Raw genomic sequence first — 20,017 nt, 5'->3', positions numbered from 1 at the left:
GCGCTCGCCCCCCATCAAGCATGTGTCGCGCGAAGCTAGGCGACCTTGCCGCGAAGCCGATGGACGTTGTCGGCGATCACCTCACCCGCCTGCCATTCCGAAGACGTGCCCGAGGCTTCGGCTGCGTCGGCCGCTTCCATCGGACGCGAGATGTAATAGCCCTGCGCTTCGCTGCAGCCATGCAGTTTCAGCCATTCGTACTGCTCGCGCGTCTCCACGCCTTCGGCGGTGGTTTCCATGCCCAGCGCCCGCGCAAGCATGATGACGTTGCGCACGATCGCCTGACAGTCGCTGCGATCGAGCAGCTCGGACACGAAGCAGCGGTCGATCTTGATCTTGTCGAACGGGAAGGCGCGCAGGTAGTTGAGCGAGGAATAGCCCGTGCCGAAATCGTCGAGCGCGATGCGCACACCCGTCTTGCGCAACCGGTGGAGCAGCTCCACGTTCGCCTCGCTATCGTGCATCAGGGCGTTCTCGGTAATCTCGATCTCGACCCGTTCGGGTTCGATCTGAGCGTTCGCGATGGCGTTCGTCAGCACGTTGACGAGGTTGGGATTGCGCATCTGGATCGGCGACAGGTTGATCGCGATCGTGTGCGGTTCTTCCCAGCGGGCCGCCTCGTGGATCGCCTGGCGGATGATCCATTCGCCCAGCGGAATGATCAGGCCGGTTTCCTCCGCGATGCCGATGAATTCGATCGGCATGATCCGGCCGCGAACCGGGTGTTCCCACCGAACCAGCGTTTCCTTGCCGGTCCACTTGCCGGTCTTGAGACACACCTGCGGCTGGTAGACCAGCGTGAACTGCCCCTCCGCGATCGCAGTGCGCAGATCGAGTTCGAGGTCGCGGCGAGTCCGCTCCTCCAGATTGAGCGCCGCGTCGAAATCAGCGTAAGTCGAACGCCCGGCACGCTTGGCGGCGTAGAGGGCAAGATCGGCCTGGCGCATGAATTCTTCGCTCTCGAGCCCGCGCGTGGCGCTGTAGGCAACGCCGACCGACGCCGATACGCGGACCGTCTGGCCCATCAGGTTGAACGGTTCGGCCATCGCATCGACGATGCGCTGCGCGCAGATATGTGCGGTCCTCAGATCGTTCACCCGGGTCAGCAGGACGGCGAATTCATCGCCGCCCAGACGCGCGGCAAGATCGTGCTCGCGCACGATCGCAGAGAGGCGGGCGGCGGAAGCCCGGATCAGCTCGTCCCCGATGTGGTGACCGAGCGTGTCGTTGACCGACTTGAAATGGTCGAGATCGATGTAAAGCAGCGCGAGGTGCTGGTTCTTGACCTGCCGGCTCAGCATATCGTCGAGCGTTTCGTTGAACAGGTGGCGGTTGGCGAGCCCGCTGAGCGTATCGTAGCGTGCCATGTGCGCCACGCGCTGTTCGGTCTGGCGGCTGTCGGTCACATCGCGCATTACCCCGCGCATCGTCCCGTCGGACGTGGGATTGCCCGAAATCGACCACCACCGCGTTTCGCCTGCCAGATCGACTTCGACCACCAGATCGCGGAAGGATGCGCATTCCAGCATCAGCGCTGCTAGCTTCTCGCGCGCAGGGCCCGATTTGAACAGGCCGACGAGCTCGCGCCCTTCGAGGAAGTCGCGGTCCTGCCGCGCTGCCATCCCGAAACGTTCGCACACGTTGACCAGGCAGTTGCCCTCGTCGACCTCCCACAGCCAGTCGGAAGCGGAAGCCTCGTATTCGTGCAGCAGCAGCTTCACCGTTTCGGCGGTCTGTTGCTGCTCGATCTGTTCGCGCAGGTAGCGGTCGTATTCGCGCGCCTGCCGCCAGCAAGCCCGGATAAGCGATCCGCCGAACAGCAGCGCGAGCGCGAAAGACGGCCAGGAAATCTGCTCGGTCATGGTAAACGACAAAACCGCCGACGCGACCATCGCGGCGGCGAGGTAACTGGTCAGCGGCTTCGGAAGCGATCGGTAGGCGATGACCGAAGATGCCATCAAACCGGCGGTCAGGACCGCGAAAAAGACCGGATGCTTGGGAAAAAGGATCGGAAACAGCGTGATCGCGCCCGCAGCCCAGAACACGCTTTCGACATTCGCGGTGATCTGCAGCCTGCGATAGAACGAGGTGAGGTGCGCGGCGTCGATCGTATCGGGGTAGTATTCGCGTGAAAGCAGATAGCGGCGCAGATTGCAGGCGGAGATGAGCGCCGCCCAGATCACCGCGAACGGAAAGCCGGGATGGCCCCATATCGCGACCGCACAGGCGAAAGCGGCCAGTGAATGAAGGGCGCACAGGGACGGCAGATGGGTCACGAATTCGCGAAGACGCCAGGCGAGCAGCAGATTGCTTTCACCAAGGATCGCCAGCTGTTTCTGGATCACACGTGTCCCTCCTCGGGAACCATGCGCTAACGATAAATTCTTAATGGAAGATCAAGCAGATACGCATCTCCACTCCGGAGCGCCCCGACCAGCGGCCAAAATTTACCAATAATTTCAAGTGGGGCGAGGTCTTATTCGGGCCAATGCTTGGGCGAAGACTTTGCAATATGGAGGAAATCTTCCGCCGGCGCGCCCTACTGTGCGAACAGGGTCAGGCTGCGGCCTTCGCCCGATAACCGGATGCCATTGGCGGGTGTCCGCTCGATCCGCTCGGCGGCGAGGATGGCGGCCATAACCTCGGGCAGACGTTCGGGATAACCGATCGCGCACACGACCGGCGGAGGGGGCGGCGAGACGGCTTCGAAGCGATTGCCGTCTATGCTGTAGTCGATCGTCTGGCCCGCGCAGCGTGGCGACCACCAGATATGATCGTCGTCTGCGCTCAGCGCGATCCCGTAGGGTTCGTCGAAGTCCTGCCCGTCGATGCCCGCCACGCGCCATTCGCCTGCAAGCGTCGCGGGCGCCGGGGCCGCGGCGCTGCTGGCTTCGCGCAGCGGCCCGTCGGCCTGCGCGGTACAGCCTGCCAGGGCGACAGCGATAAGTGCGATGGCGCGCATGTCTTGTGATACCTCGCGAATTGAGACGAAAAAGGCCCCGGAAGATTTCTCCTCCGGGGCCCTTTTCATGGTGGCCGGGTGAACCCGCGCTTACTCGGCGGTATCGCCCTCGGTGCCCTCTTCGCCCGTCTGCAGGTATTCGCCTGCATCGGCATCGGTGCCGTGCGCTTCGCCTTCCATCCGGGCCAGCGGATCGTCGCCCAGGTCGTCCGCAGGATCGCGCAGCGCTTCGGCAGCACGCTCCTCTTCGGCCGAATTGGCGGCGATGATCGCTTCCTGGGCCTTCTTCCACGACGCCTTCAGGGCCGCATCGCGGCTCGACGCGGTCACGCGCATCCGGTTCATGGTCGCACCGGTGCCCGCCGGGATGAGGCGGCCCACGATGACGTTTTCCTTGAGCCCGATCAGCGTGTCCTTCTTGCCCTCGACCGAAGCCTGGGTGAGCACGCGGGTGGTCTCCTGGAACGACGCGGCCGAGATGAACGAACGCGTCTGGAGCGAGGCCTTGGTGATGCCGAGCAGCACCGGCTTGCCCTGCGCAGGCTGCTTGTTGCGGCCCAGCTTCGCGTTGACCTCGTTCATTTCTTCCAGGTCGACCTGTTCGCCCGGCAGCAGCACGGTGTCGCCGCCATCGGTGATTTCGACCTTCTGCAGCATCTGGCGAACGATCACCTCGATGTGCTTGTCGTTGATCTTCACGCCCTGCAGTCGATAGACTTCCTGGATCTCGTTCACGAGGTACTCGGCCAGAGCTTCCACGCCGAGCACGTCGAGGATGTCGTGCGGGTTGGGCGAGCCCGAGATGAGCGTATCGCCCTTCTTCACGTGGTCGCCTTCCTGCACGTCGATCACCTTGGTCTTGGGGACCAGGTACTCGACGGGTTCACCCTCCTCGGGAACGATCGCGATCTTGCGCTTCGCCTTGTATTCGCGAACGAATTCGATCCGTCCGGAAATCTTGGCGATGATCGCGTTGTCCTTCGGAATGCGCGCTTCGAACAGCTCGGCAACACGCGGCAGACCGCCGGTGATGTCGCGCGTCTTGGCGGCTTCGCGGCTGGCACGGGCGAGGATGTCGCCCGCTTCGACCGTCTGGCCATCCTCGACCGAAAGCGTGGTGCCAGGCGCCAGCATGTAGCGCGCGGCCTCGTTTTCGGCATCGGTGCTGCCTTCGTTGAAGAGGGTGAGGCGCGGACGCAGCTCTTCCTTCTTCTTGCGGCCGGTCGCACGGTTTTCGGTGACCACGCGCTGGGCGATGCCGGTGGCATCGTCGACACGTTCTTCCAGGGTCGAGCCTTCGACCAGATCCTGGAACTTCACCACGCCCGACTGTTCGGTGATGATCGGCAGCGAGAACGGATCCCACTCGGCCAGGCGATCGCCATCGGTCACCTGTGCGCCATCCTTGTGCATCAGCACGGTACCGTAAGGCACCTTGTGGATTTCGCGCTCGCGGCCTTCCTTGTCGATCACTGCCAGTTCGCCGTTACGGGCGAGCGACAGGATGCGGCCCTTCTTGTCGGTGATCGTGGGCATGTCGCGATAGACGACCTTACCGTCGGACACCGAGTCGAGGTGGCTGGTTTCGTTCAGCTGCGCCGCACCGCCGATGTGGAAGGTACGCATGGTCAGCTGCGTGCCCGGTTCGCCGATCGACTGCGCCGCGATCACGCCGACCGCTTCGCCGATGTTCACCGGCGTACCGCGGGCGAGGTCACGCCCGTAGCAGGTGGCGCACACGCCCTGATCGGCTTCGCAGACCAGCGGCGAACGGATCTTCGCGACCTGTACTTCGGCCTCTTCGATCGCCTTCACCATCGGCTCGTCCAGCAAGGTGCCGGCCTTCGCGATGACTTCCCCGGTGGCCGCGTTGACCGCGTCCTCTGCCAGGGTGCGGCCCAGAATGCGCTCCGCCAGCGAAGCGATCACCGAACCGCCCTGTACGATGGCGCGCATGTCCAGGCTGTTGCTGGTCTTGCAGTCCTCGACCACGATCGTGCAGTCCTGCGACACGTCGACGAGACGACGCGTGAGGTAGCCCGAGTTGGCGGTCTTCAACGCGGTATCCGCGAGCCCCTTACGGGCACCGTGGGTCGAGTTGAAGTATTCGAGGACGGTCAGGCCTTCCTTGAAGTTCGAGATGATCGGCGTTTCGATGATCTCGCCCGAAGGCTTCGCCATCAGGCCGCGCATACCGGCGAGCTGCTTCATCTGCGCTGGCGAACCACGCGCACCCGAGTGGCTCATCATGTAGATCGAGTTGATCTGCGCTTCCTTGCCGTTCTCGTCGATCGGGCGCGACTTGATCTTGTCCATCATGGCGTCGGCCACCTGGTCGCCGCAACGGCTCCAGGCGTCGATCACCTTGTTGTACTTTTCCTGCTGGGTGATCAGGCCGTCCTGATACTGCTGTTCGTAATCCGCGACGAGGGACTTGGTCTTTTCGACCATGCCTTCCTTCGATTCGGGGATTTCCATGTCGTCCTTGCCGAACGAGATGCCGGCCTTGAACGCGTAGCGGAAGCCGAGCGACATGATCGCGTCGGCGAACAGCACCGTGTCCTTCTGGCCGGTGTGGCGGTACACTTCGTCGATCACGTCCCCGATGTCCTTCTTGGTCAGAAGGCGATTGATGATGTCGTAGGGCACCTTGTGGTTCTTCGGCAGGCACTCGCCGATCAGCATGCGGCCCGGCGTCGTCACGAAACGCTTGAGTTCGACCTTGCCGTTCTCGTCGGTCTGCGGGACGCGGGTGATGATCTTGGAGTGCAGCGTCACCGCCCCGGTTTCGAGCGCGTAGTGAATCTCGCTCATGTCGGCGAAGCGCGGCAGCTTCTCGATCTTGTCGTCACCATCCTCGATGAACTCGGGCGTGTGCTCCTGACGTTCCATCGACAGGTAGTAGATCCCCAGCACCATGTCCTGCGAAGGCACGATGATCGGCTTGCCGTTGGCGGGCGAGAGGATGTTGTTGGTCGACATCATCAGCACGCGCGCTTCCAGCTGGGCTTCGAGGCTCAGCGGCACGTGGACGGCCATCTGGTCGCCGTCGAAGTCGGCGTTGAACGCCGAGCAGACGAGCGGGTGCAGCTGGATCGCCTTGCCTTCGATCAGCACGGGCTCGAACGCCTGGATGCCGAGACGGTGAAGCGTCGGCGCGCGGTTGAGCAGCACGGGGTGCTCGCGGATCACCTCGTCGAGGATGTCCCACACTTCCTTGCGCTCGCGCTCGACCCACTTCTTGGCCTGCTTGAGCGTCATCGACAGGCCTTTGGCGTCGAGCCGGGCGTAGATGAACGGCTTGAACAGCTCGAGCGCCATCTTCTTGGGCAGGCCGCACTGGTGCAGCTTGAGTTCCGGACCGGTCACGATGACCGAACGGCCCGAATAGTCGACGCGCTTACCCAGAAGGTTCTGACGGAAGCGGCCCTGCTTGCCCTTGAGCATGTCGGACAGCGATTTCAGCGGGCGCTTGTTGGCACCCGTGATCACGCGGCCGCGACGGCCATTGTCGAACAGCGCATCGACCGCTTCCTGCAGCATGCGCTTTTCGTTGCGCACGATGATGTCGGGCGCGCGTAGTTCGATCAGGCGCTTGAGGCGGTTGTTACGGTTGATGACGCGGCGATAGAGGTCGTTGAGGTCGGACGTCGCGAAGCGGCCACCATCCAGCGGCACCAGCGGGCGCAGCTCGGGCGGGATCACGGGGACGACTTCCAGGATCATCCATTCGGGGCGGTTGCCCGATTCGATGAAGCTTTCGACGACCTTCAGGCGCTTGATGATCTTGGCGGGCTTGAGCTTGGACTTGGTGGTTTCGAGCTCTTCCAGCAGATCGGCCTTTTCCTGTTCGAGGTCGAGGTCCATCAGCAGGTTCTTGACCGCTTCCGCGCCGATCCCGGCGGTGAAGGCGTCTTCGCCGTACTCGTCCTGCGCTTCGAGCAGTTCGTCTTCGGTCATCAGCTGGTAGCGTTCCAGCGGGGTGATGCCCGGCTCGGTGACGATGTAGTTTTCGAAGTAGAGGACGCGCTCGAGCACCTTCAATTGCATGTCGAGCAGCAGGCCGATGCGGCTAGGCAGCGACTTCAGGAACCAGATGTGCGCAACCGGCGCGGCCAGTTCGATGTGGCCCATGCGCTCGCGGCGGACCTTGGTGACGGTCACTTCGACGCCGCACTTTTCGCAGACGACGCCCTTGTACTTCATGCGCTTGTACTTGCCGCACAGGCACTCGTAGTCCTTCACCGGGCCGAAGATGCGCGCGCAGAACAGGCCGTCACGCTCGGGCTTGAACGTGCGGTAGTTGATCGTCTCGGGCTTCTTGATCTCACCGAAGGACCACGAACGGATACGCTCGGGGCTGGCGATGCCGATCTGGATCTCGTCGAAGGTTTCGGGCTTCGCGAGCTGGTTGGTGAATTTGGTCAGTTCGTTCATTTCTCACATCCCTTTAGGGGGAAAACAGGGGGCGGAGGGGACGGGCGACCCGCGAAGGGCCGCCCTGCCTCCCGTCATTCAGCCGCGATCTGCATGCCGTCTTCGTCGTCTTCGTCCGAGATGGACTTGAGTTCGACGTTGAGGCCGAGGCTGCGCATTTCCTTGACGAGCACGTTGAAGCTCTCCGGAATGCCCGCCTCGAAGGTGTCGTCGCCCTTGACGATCGCTTCGTAGACCTTCTGGCGGCCGACCACGTCGTCCGACTTGACGGTGAGCATTTCCTGCAGGGTGTAGGCCGCGCCGTATGCCTGCAGCGCCCACACTTCCATTTCACCGAAGCGCTGGCCGCCGAACTGCGCCTTACCGCCCAGCGGCTGCTGGGTGACGAGGCTGTACGGGCCGATCGAGCGTGCGTGGATCTTGTCGTCGACGAGGTGGTGCAGCTTGAGCATGTAGATGATGCCCACGGTCACCTTGCGGTGGAAGGCATCGCCCGTGCGACCATCGAACAGGACGGACTGGCCGTCCCCGTCGAGACCCGACTTGACCAGCTGCGTGGTCACGTCGCCTTCGCGCGCACCGTCGAACACCGGGGTGCCCATCGGGACACCGGCGGTCAGGTTGCCCGCCAGCTCGGCGATTTCCTCACCCGATCGACCGTCGATCGCCTCGTGGTAATCCTCGCCGTAGATGTCCTTCAGCTTCTCGCGGATCGCAGCCGGAGGCTCGCCCGGTTCGGCATCGGGGTTCTTGGCACGCCAGTCTTCCAGCGCATCCTTGATCTGGTGCCCGAAGCTGCGGGCCGCCATGCCGAGGTGCGTTTCGAAGATCTGCCCGACGTTCATGCGCGAAGGCACGCCCAGCGGGTTGAGCACGATGTCGACCGGCGTCCCGTCGGCGAGGAACGGCATGTCCTCTTCCGGCAGGATGCGGCTGATGACGCCCTTGTTCCCGTGACGGCCGGCCATCTTGTCGCCCGGCTGCAGCTTGCGCTTCACCGCGACGAAGACCTTGACCATCTTGAGCACGCCCGGGGCGAGTTCGTCACCGCGTTCGAGCTTTTCCTTGCGGTCGTCGAACTTGGCGTCGATGCCCTTCACGGCTTCGTCGTACTGGCCCTTGATCGCTTCGATCTGCGCCTGACGATCGTCGTCTTCCACCGCGAACTTGAACCATTCGTGGCGGTCGACGCTCTCGATCACCTCGTCGGTCAGCTCGGTACCCTTCTTGACGCCCTTGGGCGCAGCCGAAGCGGTCTGGCCGATCAGCATGTCCTTCAGGCGGTTGTAGGTCGCGCGGTTGAGGATGGCGCGTTCGTCGGCGCTATCCTTGCGCAGACGCTCGATTTCCTCGTTCTGGATCGCCCGCGTACGGTCGTCGATCTCGATCCCGTGGCGGTTGAACACGCGGACTTCCACGACCGTCCCGGCAACGCCCGGCGGCAGGCGGAGCGAGGTGTCGCGCACGTCGCTGGCCTTTTCACCGAAGATCGCCCGCAGCAGCTTTTCTTCCGGCGTCATCGGGCTTTCGCCCTTGGGAGTGATCTTGCCCGCCAGAATGTCGCCCGGGTGCACTTCGGCCCCGATGTAGACGATGCCCGCCTCGTCGAGGTTGCGCAGCGCTTCCTCGCCCACGTTGGGAATGTCGCGGGTGATGTCTTCCGGCCCGAGCTTGGTGTCGCGCGCCATGACCTCGAATTCCTCGATGTGGATCGAGGTGAACACGTCGTCCTTCACGATGCGTTCGGAGATCAGGATAGAGTCTTCGTAGTTGTAGCCGTTCCAGGGCATGAACGCGACGAGGCTGTTCTTGCCCAGCGCCAGCTCGCCCAGATCGGTCGAGGGGCCGTCGGCGATGACGTCGCCTTCTTCCACGGTCTCGCCCACCTTCACCAGCGGACGCTGGTTGATGCAGGTATCCTGGTTGGAGCGCTGGAACTTCTGCAGCGTGTAGATGTCGACGCCCGACTGGCCGGGTTCGACATCGCCGATCGCGCGGATCACGATACGCGTGGCGTCGACCTGGTCGACGATACCGCCGCGCTTGGCGGTGATCGCCGCGCCCGAATCGCGGGCCACGGTTTCTTCCATGCCGGTGCCCACCCAGGGTGCCTCGGCCTTGACCAGCGGCACCGCCTGGCGCTGCATGTTCGATCCCATCAGCGCGCGGTTGGCGTCATCGTTTTCCAGGAACGGAATGAGCGATGCCGCGACCGAAACGAGCTGCTTGGGGCTGACGTCCATCAGCGTGATCTGCTCGCGCGGGGCCATCAGGTTTTCGCCGTTCTGGCGGGCCGAGATCAGCTCTTCGACGAAGGTGCCGTCATCGTTGAGTTCGGCAGACGCCTGCGCAACGGTGTGCTTCTGCTCTTCCATCGCGGAAAGGTAGACGACATCGCTCGTCACCTTACCGTCCACCACCTTGCGGTAGGGGGTTTCGATGAAGCCGTACTTGTTCACCCGGCTGAACGAGGCCAGCGAGTTGATCAGGCCGATGTTCGGGCCTTCGGGCGTTTCGATCGGGCAGATGCGGCCATAGTGCGTCGGGTGAACGTCGCGGACTTCGAAGCCCGCACGCTCACGCGTCAGACCACCCGGCCCAAGCGCCGAAACGCGGCGCTTGTGGGTGACTTCGGACAGCGGGTTGGTCTGGTCCATGAACTGCGAGAGCTGGCTGGAACCGAAGAACTCGCGCACCGCGGCCACGGCGGGCTTCGCGTTGATCAGGTCGTTCGGCATCACGGTCGACACGTCGACCGAGCTCATCCGCTCCTTCACCGCGCGTTCCATGCGCAGCAGGCCGACGCGGTACTGGTTTTCGAGCAGTTCGCCCACCGAACGCACGCGGCGGTTGCCGAGGTTGTCGATGTCGTCGACTTCGCCCTTGCCGTCCTTCAGGCCGACCAGTTCCTTGACCACGGCAAGGATGTCTTCCTTGCGCAGCGTGGTCACGGTGTCTTCGGCATCGAGATCGAGGCGCATGTTGAGCTTCACGCGGCCGACGGCGGACAGGTCGTAGCGCTCGGCATCGAAGAACAGGCCTTCGAACAGCGCTTCGGCGGTTTCCTTGGTCGGCGGTTCGCCCGGACGCATCACCTTGTAGATGGCTTCCAGACCTTCGTCGCGGTTCTCGGCCTTGTCGACCTTCAGCGTGTTGCGGATCCACGGGCCGGTGTTGACCTCGTCGATGTCGAGCAGTTCGACCTGGTCGACCCCTGCTGCATCGAGCGCTTCGAGGTTCTCGGGCGACACTTCGTCGGCCGCTTCGATGTAGATGCGGCCAGTGCTCTCGTCGATCATGTCGCGCGCGGCGTAGTGACCGAAGATTTCCTCGGTCGGCAGCAGCAGCGTTTCGAGCCCGTCCTTGGCGGCCTTGTTGGCGGCGCGGGGGCTGATCTTCTGGTTGGCGGGGAAGACTTCCTCACCCGTTTCGGCGTTGATCAGCGGGAAGGTCGGCTTCGAACCGCGCCATGCGTCGGCGACGAAGGGAATCGTCCAGCCGTCGTTCACGCGCTTCCACACGACGGTGTCGTAGAAGTGGTGCAGGATCTCTTCGCTGTCGAGGCCGAGGCCGTACAGCAGCGAAGTGACCGGCAGCTTGCGCTTGCGGTCGATCCGGACGTTGACGATGTCCTTGGCGTCGAATTCGAAGTCGAGCCACGAGCCGCGGTAGGGAATGACGCGCGCGGCAAACAGCAGCTTGCCCGAGCTGTGCGTCTTGCCGCGGTCATGGTCGAACAGCACGCCCGGCGAACGGTGCATCTGCGACACGATCACGCGTTCGGTACCGTTGACGATGAAGGTGCCGTTCTCGGTCATGAGCGGCATATCGCCCATGTAGACTTCCTGCTCCTTGATATCGAGCACGGAGCGGGCTTCGGTGTCCTGGTCCACTTCGAACACGATCAGGCGCAGCGTGACGCGCATCGGCGCGGCGTAGGTGATCCCGCGCTGGCGGCATTCGTTGGTGTCGTACTTGGGCGGTTCGAGTTCGTAATCGACGAAGTCGAGCTCGGCCGTGCCGGCGAAGTCGCGGATCGGGAACACGCTGCGGAGCGTCTTTTCGAGGCCCGAGACATAGTCGATCTGCTTGTCGGAGCGCAGGAACTGCTCGTAGCTTTCGCGCTGAACCTCGATCAGGTTCGGCATCTGCACGACTTCGTGGATGTCTCCGAAGATCTTGCGGATGCGGCGCTTGGCCGTGCCGGTCTTGGACCGGGCCCCAATGTTCTTGTGGCCCGTGTCGTTCGCGCTCTTGGTCGCCATAGGTCGAGAAAGCCTCTTCTGCCGTATCGCGCAGGCAGAGAGGGGGACGCCCCCTCCGCTGCGCAGGAATGAAATTGTCGCTGCACGAGGGAACTGGCCGGATGCGCGGGCGGCGTATGCGGCGAAGCGCACCTGCGCCAGCCGAGGGGATTATGCCGTCCGCGAATGTATGGCCGCGCCGCTTCCTTCCATGGACCCGAATCTCGCGCGTGATTCGGCCTTGCTCGAAGCTGGCGTGAGCGCGGCATGTAGGAACACGGGCGCGAAATGTCAAAGGATCGGAGAAATTTCTGTTTATCGATCAGGGCCTTATCGTTTTTCGATATTTATCGATTGACGATAAGTCGGGAGGAGATTATTGAATATCGATATCGGACACAAAGGAGATCGATAAATGACCCAAGTCGCCACCCGCTGCACCGCCGCGATTCTCGCGGTCCTGATCGCCACCACCAGCCTGACCGCGATCGTCACCGTCCCGCCCGCCGACAGCACGCCTGTCGTCGCTTCGATCGCATCGCAAGATCTGGCCTGACGCACTCCACCAGGGAGAAACCCCATGCACGATTTCACCAAGCACCTCTTCGCCTTTTGCGCCGCCGTCCTTATCGCAGCCGGCAGCTTCAGCGCCGTCGCCACCGTCCCGGCACCGGGAACCGCGCAGATGCCGGCCCTGATGCCGGCAACCGAACTGGCCTGACCCGGGGCCGCACGACCAACAGGGGAGACACCTCATGCCCAAAGCCATCAACGATCCGCTGCTTCTGATCGGCAAGATCTTCTGCATCTTCATCCAGGGGGCCATGGCCCTCGGCGCGGTCGCTCTCGTGATCGCCATCCCGGCCATCCTGCTGGCGCAGGGTGCGATCGAGGCAGAGATCGCCAAGGAACTGCCCACGCTCGATATGGAATTCCCCGCGTGGCTGATCGCCGGGATCATGGCTATCGGCCTCGCCATCGTCGCGATGCTGTTCGTTTTCTTCGGCAAGTTGCGGCGGATCATCGGTACGGTGGGCGAAGGCGATCCCTTCCAGCCGGAGAATGCCACCCGCCTCAGCCAGATGGGCTGGCTGATGCTGGGCACGCAGCTCGCGATCATCCCCGCCGGTTTCATCGCGCTCCAGCTGACGCGCTACGCCGACGCGATCGAGAAGACCGGGGTCGAAAACTTCCACTTCTCCATGGGCAATGGCGACTTCGACATGACCGCGCTGTTGCTGGTGGTGATCCTGTTCATCCTCGCCCGCGTGTTCCGCCACGGCGCCGCGATGCGCGAAGACCTGGAAGGAACCGTGTGATGCCTCCCTCCTCCCCCGACACTCTCGACGGAGCTGCCATCATGGTAAAACTCGACGACCTGCTGCACGAACGCCGCATGACCCTGACCGAACTGGCCGAAAGGGTGGGCATGACGCTCGCCAACCTCTCGATCCTCAAGACCGGCAAGGCCAAGGCCATCCGCTTCTCGACCCTCGAAGCGATCTGCCGCGAACTGGAATGCCAGCCGGGCGACCTGCTCGCTTACAGGCCGGAATAATCCCGGGAACGAATTGCGCCGCTCGATGATTGACCCACGTCCGCATCTGTGCGGGAGTCCTTTTCAAACAGGGGAATATCATGAAGAAGATCATCGCAACCGCCGCCGCCGCCACCTTCGCGCTGGGCCTCGTCGCATGCAACGGCACCAACGAAGAAGCCGGCGAACAGGCCGATGACGTCACCGAAGCGCAGGGCGAAGTTCTCGACGCGCAGTCGGGCGTGACCGAAGCCAAGGCCGATCTGGCCGAAGAAAAGGGTGACGAAGCCACTGCCGCTCAGCTTGAAGACAAGGCTGACATGCAGGAAGACGCCGCCGACGAGATGTAATCTCGCAGGGTTTTCGAACCTGACAGAAGCGGCCGCGCCGTCCTCCGGGATTGCGCGGCCGTTTTGCGACCTAGCTTTCGTAGCAGCGTACCCAGTGGCTCTTGCCCCGGTATACGACCGAACCATCGTATGCCCTGCCCTTGCGCTTTGCCTTCACGACCGCCAGCCGCTCGTTCGCCTGCGTGTCGGTCAGCACCACGCGCAGTTCGTCATCGTCGAGCCACCACTGCGGCGCGTCGACCGCGATTTCCTTGCCATCCACCCGCAGGCGCCGGGAAAACAGGCCAGAACCGGCGGTATGACCGAACGCCAGCGTGATTTCGATCCTGGGGCTGGCCGCAGTACGGCACTGGAAACCGCCGGTCGCGTGGGCCGGGCTGGCAATCAGAGCGAGGGCGGTCAGGGCAATCAGGCGCTTGTGCATGCGCGACCCGATATCGGGGCTAGCGTGAACCCGTGATGGACCACCCGCCAGGCCTCTTTTGCTTGACTCCTCGCGCGCGCCCGCTAAGTGCGCGCCGTCCGCTTTCGGCCATCGGCCCGGCGGGCATCCGTCCGAGACAGTTGGTGACCGGGATCTGCCGGTCTTAATTTCCAGCCTAGACGGGGAAACGAGATTTTCGCGGGGTTCGCCCACTTCGGTGCGCACCGCAACCCGCATCCCGTTAGCGGATGCACCTCCTTCCCTTGTCAAACGGACCCATGGCCTCGCAGCTTTTGCGGCGGGGTCGAACGTGAGCCGGTCGTCTCCGCTTGTGCGGGGTCGGCCATAGTGAAGGAGTAAGCATGGATCGTTCGCAAAAAACCGATGCGGTCGCTCAGCTGAACAACGTCTTCAACGAGGCGGGCGTGGTGGTTGTCACCCGCAACCTCGGCCTGACGGTGGCGGAATCCACCGATCTGCGCTCGAAGATGCGTGAAGCCGGCGCGACTTACCAGGTTGCGAAGAACCGTCTTGCCAAGATCGCCCTCAAGGACACCGACTACGCAGGTATCGAAGAATACCTGTCCGGTCCGACCGCTCTCGCATACAGCGAAGATCCGGTCGCCGCGGCCAAGGCCGTGGTGGAGTTCGCGAAGACCAACGACCGCATCGAAGTGGTCGGTGGCTCGATGGGCTCGCAGGTGCTCGACGAAGCAGGTGTCAGGGCTCTCGCCTCGATGCCGAGCCTCGACGAACTGCGTGGCAAGCTCGTTGGCCTGGTCAACGCCCCCGCGACGAAAATCGCGCAGGTCGTCAATGCCCCGGCGAACAAGCTGGCCCGTGTCTTCGGCGCATATGCCGCCAAGGACGCTGCGTAAGACGTTTTTCCGCACGACATTTCCGGCCGCGGCATAAGCCCGGCCACGCTATTATTTGGAGTGAATTATCATGGCTGACATCGCCAAGCTCGTTGAAGAACTTTCGAAGCTGACCGTCCTCGAAGCAGCTGACCTCGCCAAGGCTCTCGAAGAAGAGTGGGGCGTGAGCGCCGCTGCCGCCGTTGCGGTTGCTGGTCCGGCTGCTGGTGGCGACGCCCCGGCTGCTGAAGAAAAGGACGAATTCGACGTCATTCTCACCGGCGACGGTGGCAAGAAGATCCAGGTCATCAAGGAAGTCCGCGCCATCACCGGCCTGGGCCTCACCGAAGCCAAGGGTCTCGTCGAAGGCGCGCCCAAGCCGCTCAAGGAAGGCGTCAACAAGGCCGAAGCAGAAGAAATCAAGAGCAAGATCGAAGCCGCTGGCGGCACGGTCGAGCTCAAGTAAGCTCTTCGCGCTTTCAAGCGTTCAGGAAAGGGCGGTGCCAGCGATGGCGCCGCCCTTTTTCGTGTCGCGGGCAAATCCGCCGGTCAGGGTCGGGCCGCTTCGAATTCTTCCGGACTTCGGTACTTGGCCTTTTCGCAGTCGAGCATGAAACGGTACATTTGGGGGCGAATACGCTCCGCATTATTGCCGAAAATGTTCGACAGTTCCGATGCGCGGGCAATCACCTTGTCCTCGACTTCCGACGGATCGCGCGCCTTGAGCACGGCGAGATTGAACCACACCGCACCTTCGTCGTAATAGTCGTCGGGCGACTGACCGTCCGCCTCGGCGAGCCAGGCGCGCAAGACCAGTATGCCGGCGCAGTTCACCGCTTCGACATAGCTTATTTTCTCTTGGGCGACCGCCGTCGCGGGGCTCGCCCCGAGAAGCGCAACTCCCACCATCGCCAGAATCGCCTTCCGCATCATTTCCCGCCTCCGCCGTCTCCCGCATGTGCGGGCCGGCCCGAGAATAGCGCGGCCGACGGGCGGGTCCACCTGAAACGCCTCGCGACAGGCAGGCTCAGCCCCGCTCAGGCCGCCCGCGCAGCACGTTGCGCTCCATCCCTGCGTGCAGATCGTCGGCTTCGATCTGCGAGGCGAGCCGGGCCATGTCGTTTTCGCGGTACTCGCTTTCGAGCCGCTCGATCTCGCTCTCATCTGTGTCGAGATGACCCAGCGCCGCGCGGCCCATCGCGATCGCGCTCTCGCGCAGCTCGCGCACCTGAAACGCGATGTCCGTCCCCGCCAGCTTCATCACGTGCCGCCGGTCGAAAGTCCGCACGAACAGCGCCGCATCGGGAAAGGACTCGCGCACCGAAGCGAGGAATTCGCGTTCCACCTGATCGCCATCGATGCAGAAGCAGATCAGCTCCGCCTCGCCCGCCCCCGCCTGGCGCAGCATGTCTATCCGCAAGCCGTCGCCGAAGAAGACCTTGATGCCGAATTCCTCGGCGGTGTCGATCTGGGGCACGTGCTTGTCGATCATCGTCACGTCGAGCCCGGCCGTGGCAAGCATCTGCGCCACGGTCTGGCCGAAGCGCCCGAAGCCGATGACCAGCGCCTGCGCGGTTTCGCCATCGGGCCCGGCGCGCTTCTCCGCGGATCGCGTCGCGGACCTGCGAAGGGGAGCGGTCGCCATCATCAGGAACGGCGTCGTCGCCATCGACAGCGTCACGATCGCGGTAAACAGGCTGGCGGTCTCGCGATCGATCACGCCGCCCTGCTGCGCCTGCGTGAACAGGACGAAACCGAATTCGCCCCCCTGGCTGAGCAGCAGGCCGAGCGCCAGCGCGCCGCGCCACGGCAGCTTCGCCAGCATCCCGATCCCGGTGATCAGCGCCGCCTTGGTGGTCACCAGCAGCGCCGCCATGCCGATCACGAACAGCGGCTCCGCAGCGATGGCACGCAGGTCCAGCATCATGCCGACCGAGATGAAGAACAGCCCGAGCAGGATCGACCGGAACGGCTCGATATCGGCCTCCAGCTCGTGCCGGTAAGGGGTGTCGGCCAGCATCACCCCGGCGACGAACGCGCCAAGCGCGGTCGACAGGCCCAGCGACTGCATGATCGCGGCCGATGCGACCACCGCGAACAGCGAGGCGACGACGAACATCTCGCGTTCGCCCAGCCGCCCGATCAGGCGGAACAGCGGGCGCAGCAGGAACCGGCCTGCCAGCACCAGACCGACCGTGGCGGCCAGCGCGAGCGGCAACAGCGTCCACCCCGAAGCCGCTCCGCCCTCGCTTGCGCCCTGCGTACCCAGCGCAGCGACGATCGTGACCAGCGGAATGATCGACAGATCCTGAAACAGCAGGATCGAAAACGCTTTTTCGCCCACCGGCGTGCGCAGGTTTCCGCCCGATTGCAGCATCGGCAGCACCTGCGCGGTCGAGGACAGGCCCAGCGAAAGGCCCACCGCCAGCGCGGCAGCCATGGGGTAGCTCGTCGCCAGCCAGATCACTCCGGTCAGCGCAAGCCCGCAGACCACCACCTGCGTGAGGCCCAGCCCGAAGATCGCATTGCGCAGCCGCCACAGCCTGCTGGGTGCCAGTTCCAGCCCGACCACGAACAGCAGCATGACGATACCCAGCTCGCCGAAGCTCAGCGTCTGCTCGCCGCTTCCCACCAGGCCGAGCACCTGCGGACCCACGATCGCACCCGCGACGAGGTAGCCCAGCGTGGCCCCCAGCCCGAGCTTGCGAAACAGCAGGACGAACAGCAATGCGGCGGCGAGCAGCACCACCCCGCTTTCGAGCGCCACGTGCGCGGATGCTTCGGCGTGATCCATAGCGCTGTGTTCCCCGTGCCGCACCAGTCCGTCAATCGCCATGCAGCGCAGATGCGCTCTAGGCAAGCAGGCCCGTGGCACATATCCGGGCCGGCTTTTTATGGCAGACGCAGTTCATCTTTCCGGGACACGCTCCCTCTGGCGCAGCGAGATGCTCGCCACGCTCCGGCTCAGCTGGCCGCTGGCGCTCGCCAACCTGCTGCAGATGCTCACCTACGCGGTGGACGTGATCTTCATCGCGCGGCTGGGCGAGCAGCCGCTCGCCGCGTCGGCGCTGGTGGTGTCGATCTTCGGGCTGATCATGTGGGCGCTCTCCTCGATGACGGGGATGGTCGCCGCGGTGATCTCGGCGGAGCTTGGCGCGCGCGCGCCCGCCTTGCGCCCCGTGCGGCGGGCCACGCGGATGGCGCTGTGGCTCGCGGTGCTCAGCGGTGCGGCGGGGATGGTCGCGTGCCTGGGGTTCGAACGGTTCGCGCTCCTGACCGGGCAGGACCCGGCGCTCGCCGCGCTCGGCCAGAGCTACATGGTGATCCTCGTCTGGTCGACGATCCCGTTCATCGTCAACAACGTGCTGCGCAGCTTCGTCTCCGCGCTCGACCGGCCGATCTTCGCGACCGCGATCACCGCGCTGGGTATCGGGGTCAACGCGGCGGGCAACTATGCCTTCATCTTCGGGAACTGGGGCGCACCCGCGCTGGGCCTGCCGGGCGCAGCCGTGGCGACACTGTTCACCTCGATGTTCACGATGGCGGCCTACGTGATTGCGATCAGGCTCGACCGCAAGCTGCACCGCTACCACATCTTCGGGCGCTGGTGGGTGCCCGACTGGCCGGTGTTCTGGCAGATCGCGCGCAAGGGCGCGCCGATCGCGCTGATGGTGACGGCAGAGGCGGGCGTGTTCGGCGCCGCCGCCTTCCTGATGGGCAATATCGGCGCGAGCCAGCTGGCGGCACACACGCTCGCCTTGCAGATTGCCGCGCTCGCGTTCCAGGTGCCGTTCGGCGTGGGGCAGGCGGCGACGATCCGGGTCGGCTATTTCTATGGCGCGCGCGATAATGCCGGGATGGGCCGCGCGGGGTGGAGCGGGATTGCCATCGCGCTCGCCTTCATGGCCTGTACCTCGGGCGCGATGGTGCTGGTGCCCGAGCCGCTCCTGTCGATCTATATCGATCCGCACGCGGCGGCGAATGCCACGCTGGTGCTGTTCGCCACCCGTTATCTGCTGGTCGCAGCGGCGTTCCAGCTGGCCGACGGGGTGCAGGCGGTTGCAGGCGGAGCGCTGCGCGGGTTGCAGGACACGCGCGTGCCGATGTGGATCGCGGTGTTCTCCTACTGGGTGCCCGGCTTCGGCATGTCGCTCGCGCTCGGCTTTGCGACGCAGCTCGCTGGCGTGGGCGTATGGATCGGCCTCGCAACCGGGCTCGCCTTTGCCGCCGTGCTGCTGACGTGGCGCTGGACGCGGCGCGAGGCGCTGGACCTCGTCCGGCCCGACCCCGCCTAGGCCGCCGATACCATCGTGACTTCGCGTTGCGGGAAGGGAATGCTGATCCCCTTGTCGTCGAACGCCGCCTTGGCCGCTTCGGTCAGATCCCACGACAGCGCCATGTAATCGCCCGTCGCGCACCAGACGCGCAGGCCGATGCCGACCGAGCTATCGTCCAGCGATGCGACGAAGGCCTGCGGTTCGGGATCGTCCAGCGCACGCTCGTCGGCTGCGGCCAGCGCCAGCAGTGTTTCGCGCGCGTCCTTCATGCTGTCGCCGTAGCCGATGCCCACGATCAGTTCGATCCGGCGGGTCGGATGGCGGTGCAGGTTGATGATCGGCTGGTTCCACAATTCCGAATTGGGGACCATCACGAACAATCCGTCGAACTGCTTGAGCTCGGTCGTGAACAGCCCGATCCGCTGGACCGTGGCGGTGAACCTGTCGACGCTGATCGCCTCGCCCACCACGAACGGGCGCTGGACCAGGATCATCACGCCCGAGGCGACATTGCTGAGCGTGCCCTGCAGCGCGAGGCCCACGGCCAGCGCCATGCCGCCGAGCGCGGCGAGGATGCTGGCAGTCTGCACCCCGAACTGGCTGAGGACGGTGACCAGCACCACGGCCCACAGGGCGTATTTGACCATCTTCGACAGAAGCTCGGCGATGGTCGGATCGAACCGGGGATGCTTTTTCAGCGCGCGCTCGGCAGCGCGGGACAGGACGCTCGCGATCAGCAGGCCGATCACCAGCACGGCGAACGCGCCGATGATCTGCATGATGTTCGCCTGCAGCCAGTCGACGACGCTCGCGACGAAGCTCAAGTCGACGCCGGAGGTCGTGTCGGCAGCCGAGGTGGGGGCCGGGGCGGGAGTTGGAGAAGACATGCTGGTCCTGTTACTGCGGTCAGAAGGAGATGCGGCCTGCAC

16 protein-coding genes are annotated in these 20,017 nt (G+C 64.2%); 8 read left to right on the top strand and 8 right to left on the bottom strand.

Annotated elements, in window-relative coordinates:
• Positions 1-35 precede the first annotated feature (35 nt).
• From AAG591_RS07375 to rpoB, 4 genes are all read right to left on the bottom strand, one after another.
• On the bottom strand, positions 36-2,345 hold the full coding sequence (locus AAG591_RS07375; RefSeq protein ID WP_342530462.1) for a putative bifunctional diguanylate cyclase/phosphodiesterase: 2,310 nt from the start codon (positions 2,343-2,345) through the stop codon (positions 36-38).
• 194 nt (positions 2,346-2,539) lie between these two features.
• On the bottom strand, positions 2,540-2,962 hold the full coding sequence (locus AAG591_RS07370) for a hypothetical protein (protein WP_342530461.1): 423 nt from the start codon (positions 2,960-2,962) through the stop codon (positions 2,540-2,542).
• Positions 2,963-3,052: 90 nt separating this feature from the next.
• Positions 3,053-7,399 carry a DNA-directed RNA polymerase subunit beta' gene (gene rpoC / locus AAG591_RS07365; protein ID WP_342530460.1) on the bottom strand — a complete coding sequence of 1,449 codons (4,347 nt, stop codon included), beginning with the start codon at positions 7,397-7,399 and terminating at the stop codon, positions 3,053-3,055.
• A gap of 74 nt (positions 7,400-7,473) precedes the next feature.
• The gene (gene rpoB / locus AAG591_RS07360) at positions 7,474-11,664 is read right to left on the bottom strand and encodes a DNA-directed RNA polymerase subunit beta (protein ID WP_342530459.1); all 4,191 of its coding nucleotides are present in this window, start codon (positions 11,662-11,664) and stop codon (positions 7,474-7,476) included.
• A gap of 394 nt (positions 11,665-12,058) precedes the next feature.
• Between rpoB and AAG591_RS07355 the strand changes: the two genes are divergently transcribed.
• The 5 genes from AAG591_RS07355 (at position 12,059) to AAG591_RS07335 (ending at position 13,530) form a co-directional block, all read left to right on the top strand.
• Complete coding sequence (locus AAG591_RS07355) at positions 12,059-12,199, top strand: hypothetical protein (protein WP_342530458.1); 141 nt, start codon at positions 12,059-12,061, stop codon at positions 12,197-12,199.
• 24 nt (positions 12,200-12,223) lie between these two features.
• The gene (locus tag AAG591_RS07350; RefSeq protein ID WP_342530457.1) at positions 12,224-12,364 is read left to right on the top strand and encodes a hypothetical protein; all 141 of its coding nucleotides are present in this window, start codon (positions 12,224-12,226) and stop codon (positions 12,362-12,364) included.
• A 34-nt stretch (positions 12,365-12,398) separates the two neighbouring features.
• On the top strand, positions 12,399-12,962 hold the full coding sequence (locus AAG591_RS07345; protein WP_342530456.1) for a DUF2975 domain-containing protein: 564 nt from the start codon (positions 12,399-12,401) through the stop codon (positions 12,960-12,962).
• Between the two features lie 41 nt (positions 12,963-13,003).
• A complete protein-coding gene (locus AAG591_RS07340) occupies positions 13,004-13,201 on the top strand; it encodes a helix-turn-helix domain-containing protein (RefSeq protein ID WP_342530455.1) in 198 nt (65 codons plus the stop codon).
• Between the two features lie 80 nt (positions 13,202-13,281).
• Positions 13,282-13,530: a hypothetical protein gene (locus AAG591_RS07335; protein ID WP_342530454.1), complete on the top strand. Its 249-nt coding sequence runs from the start codon at positions 13,282-13,284 to the stop codon at positions 13,528-13,530.
• 70 nt (positions 13,531-13,600) lie between these two features.
• Here the strand turns inward: AAG591_RS07335 and AAG591_RS07330 are convergent, their stop codons facing one another.
• On the bottom strand, positions 13,601-13,954 hold the full coding sequence (locus AAG591_RS07330) for a hypothetical protein (protein WP_342530453.1): 354 nt from the start codon (positions 13,952-13,954) through the stop codon (positions 13,601-13,603).
• 362 nt (positions 13,955-14,316) lie between these two features.
• On the opposite strand from AAG591_RS07330, the gene rplJ reads away from it, so the two are divergent.
• Positions 14,317-14,832: a 50S ribosomal protein L10 gene (rplJ, locus tag AAG591_RS07325; RefSeq protein WP_342530452.1), complete on the top strand. Its 516-nt coding sequence runs from the start codon at positions 14,317-14,319 to the stop codon at positions 14,830-14,832.
• Between the two features lie 70 nt (positions 14,833-14,902).
• A complete protein-coding gene (gene rplL / locus AAG591_RS07320; RefSeq protein WP_342530451.1) occupies positions 14,903-15,277 on the top strand; it encodes a 50S ribosomal protein L7/L12 in 375 nt (124 codons plus the stop codon).
• A gap of 83 nt (positions 15,278-15,360) precedes the next feature.
• On the opposite strand, the gene AAG591_RS07315 is transcribed toward rplL, so the two are convergent.
• Positions 15,361-15,744, bottom strand: a complete 384-nt coding sequence (locus tag AAG591_RS07315; protein WP_342530450.1) for a hypothetical protein — start codon at positions 15,742-15,744, stop codon at positions 15,361-15,363.
• 94 nt (positions 15,745-15,838) lie between these two features.
• Positions 15,839-17,605: a cation:proton antiporter domain-containing protein gene (locus tag AAG591_RS07310; protein ID WP_342530449.1), complete on the bottom strand. Its 1,767-nt coding sequence runs from the start codon at positions 17,603-17,605 to the stop codon at positions 15,839-15,841.
• A gap of 100 nt (positions 17,606-17,705) precedes the next feature.
• On the opposite strand from AAG591_RS07310, the gene AAG591_RS07305 reads away from it, so the two are divergent.
• Positions 17,706-19,106: an MATE family efflux transporter gene (locus tag AAG591_RS07305; protein ID WP_342530448.1), complete on the top strand. Its 1,401-nt coding sequence runs from the start codon at positions 17,706-17,708 to the stop codon at positions 19,104-19,106.
• Here the strand turns inward: AAG591_RS07305 and AAG591_RS07300 are convergent.
• Positions 19,103-19,975, bottom strand: a complete 873-nt coding sequence (locus AAG591_RS07300; RefSeq protein WP_342530447.1) for a mechanosensitive ion channel family protein — start codon at positions 19,973-19,975, stop codon at positions 19,103-19,105. The two genes, AAG591_RS07305 and AAG591_RS07300, sit on opposite strands and share 4 nt — an antisense overlap.
• Positions 19,976-20,017 lie beyond the last annotated feature (42 nt).

It is taken from the genome of Citromicrobium bathyomarinum (genome assembly GCF_038594485.1).
Classification (GTDB): Bacteria; Pseudomonadota; Alphaproteobacteria; order Sphingomonadales; family Sphingomonadaceae; genus Alteriqipengyuania; species Alteriqipengyuania bathyomarina_A.
Note: the sequence above shows the minus strand (reverse complement) of the source record. Positions and strands in the feature narration are given on the sequence as shown.

Excerpts from the sequence above, each read along its gene's own strand:
- AAG591_RS07345 (WP_342530456.1), top strand. The coding sequence starts at position 12,399 with ATGCCCAAAGCCATCAACGATCCGCTGCTTCTGATCGGCAAGATCTTC.
- AAG591_RS07370 (WP_342530461.1), bottom strand. The coding sequence starts at position 2,962 with ATGCGCGCCATCGCACTTATCGCTGTCGCCCTGGCAGGCTGTACCGCG.
- AAG591_RS07350 (WP_342530457.1), top strand. The coding sequence starts at position 12,224 with ATGCACGATTTCACCAAGCACCTCTTCGCCTTTTGCGCCGCCGTCCTT.
- rpoB (WP_342530459.1), bottom strand. The coding sequence starts at position 11,664 with ATGGCGACCAAGAGCGCGAACGACACGGGCCACAAGAACATTGGGGCC.
- rplJ (WP_342530452.1), top strand. The coding sequence starts at position 14,317 with ATGGATCGTTCGCAAAAAACCGATGCGGTCGCTCAGCTGAACAACGTC.
- AAG591_RS07335 (WP_342530454.1), top strand. The coding sequence starts at position 13,282 with ATGAAGAAGATCATCGCAACCGCCGCCGCCGCCACCTTCGCGCTGGGC.
- AAG591_RS07330 (WP_342530453.1), bottom strand. The coding sequence starts at position 13,954 with ATGCACAAGCGCCTGATTGCCCTGACCGCCCTCGCTCTGATTGCCAGC.
- AAG591_RS07355 (WP_342530458.1), top strand. The coding sequence starts at position 12,059 with ATGACCCAAGTCGCCACCCGCTGCACCGCCGCGATTCTCGCGGTCCTG.
- AAG591_RS07315 (WP_342530450.1), bottom strand. The coding sequence starts at position 15,744 with ATGATGCGGAAGGCGATTCTGGCGATGGTGGGAGTTGCGCTTCTCGGG.
- AAG591_RS07300 (WP_342530447.1), bottom strand. The coding sequence starts at position 19,975 with ATGTCTTCTCCAACTCCCGCCCCGGCCCCCACCTCGGCTGCCGACACG.
- AAG591_RS07340 (WP_342530455.1), top strand. The coding sequence starts at position 13,004 with ATGGTAAAACTCGACGACCTGCTGCACGAACGCCGCATGACCCTGACC.
- rpoC (WP_342530460.1), bottom strand. The coding sequence starts at position 7,399 with ATGAACGAACTGACCAAATTCACCAACCAGCTCGCGAAGCCCGAAACC.
- AAG591_RS07310 (WP_342530449.1), bottom strand. The coding sequence starts at position 17,605 with ATGGATCACGCCGAAGCATCCGCGCACGTGGCGCTCGAAAGCGGGGTG.
- rplL (WP_342530451.1), top strand. The coding sequence starts at position 14,903 with ATGGCTGACATCGCCAAGCTCGTTGAAGAACTTTCGAAGCTGACCGTC.
- AAG591_RS07305 (WP_342530448.1), top strand. The coding sequence starts at position 17,706 with ATGGCAGACGCAGTTCATCTTTCCGGGACACGCTCCCTCTGGCGCAGC.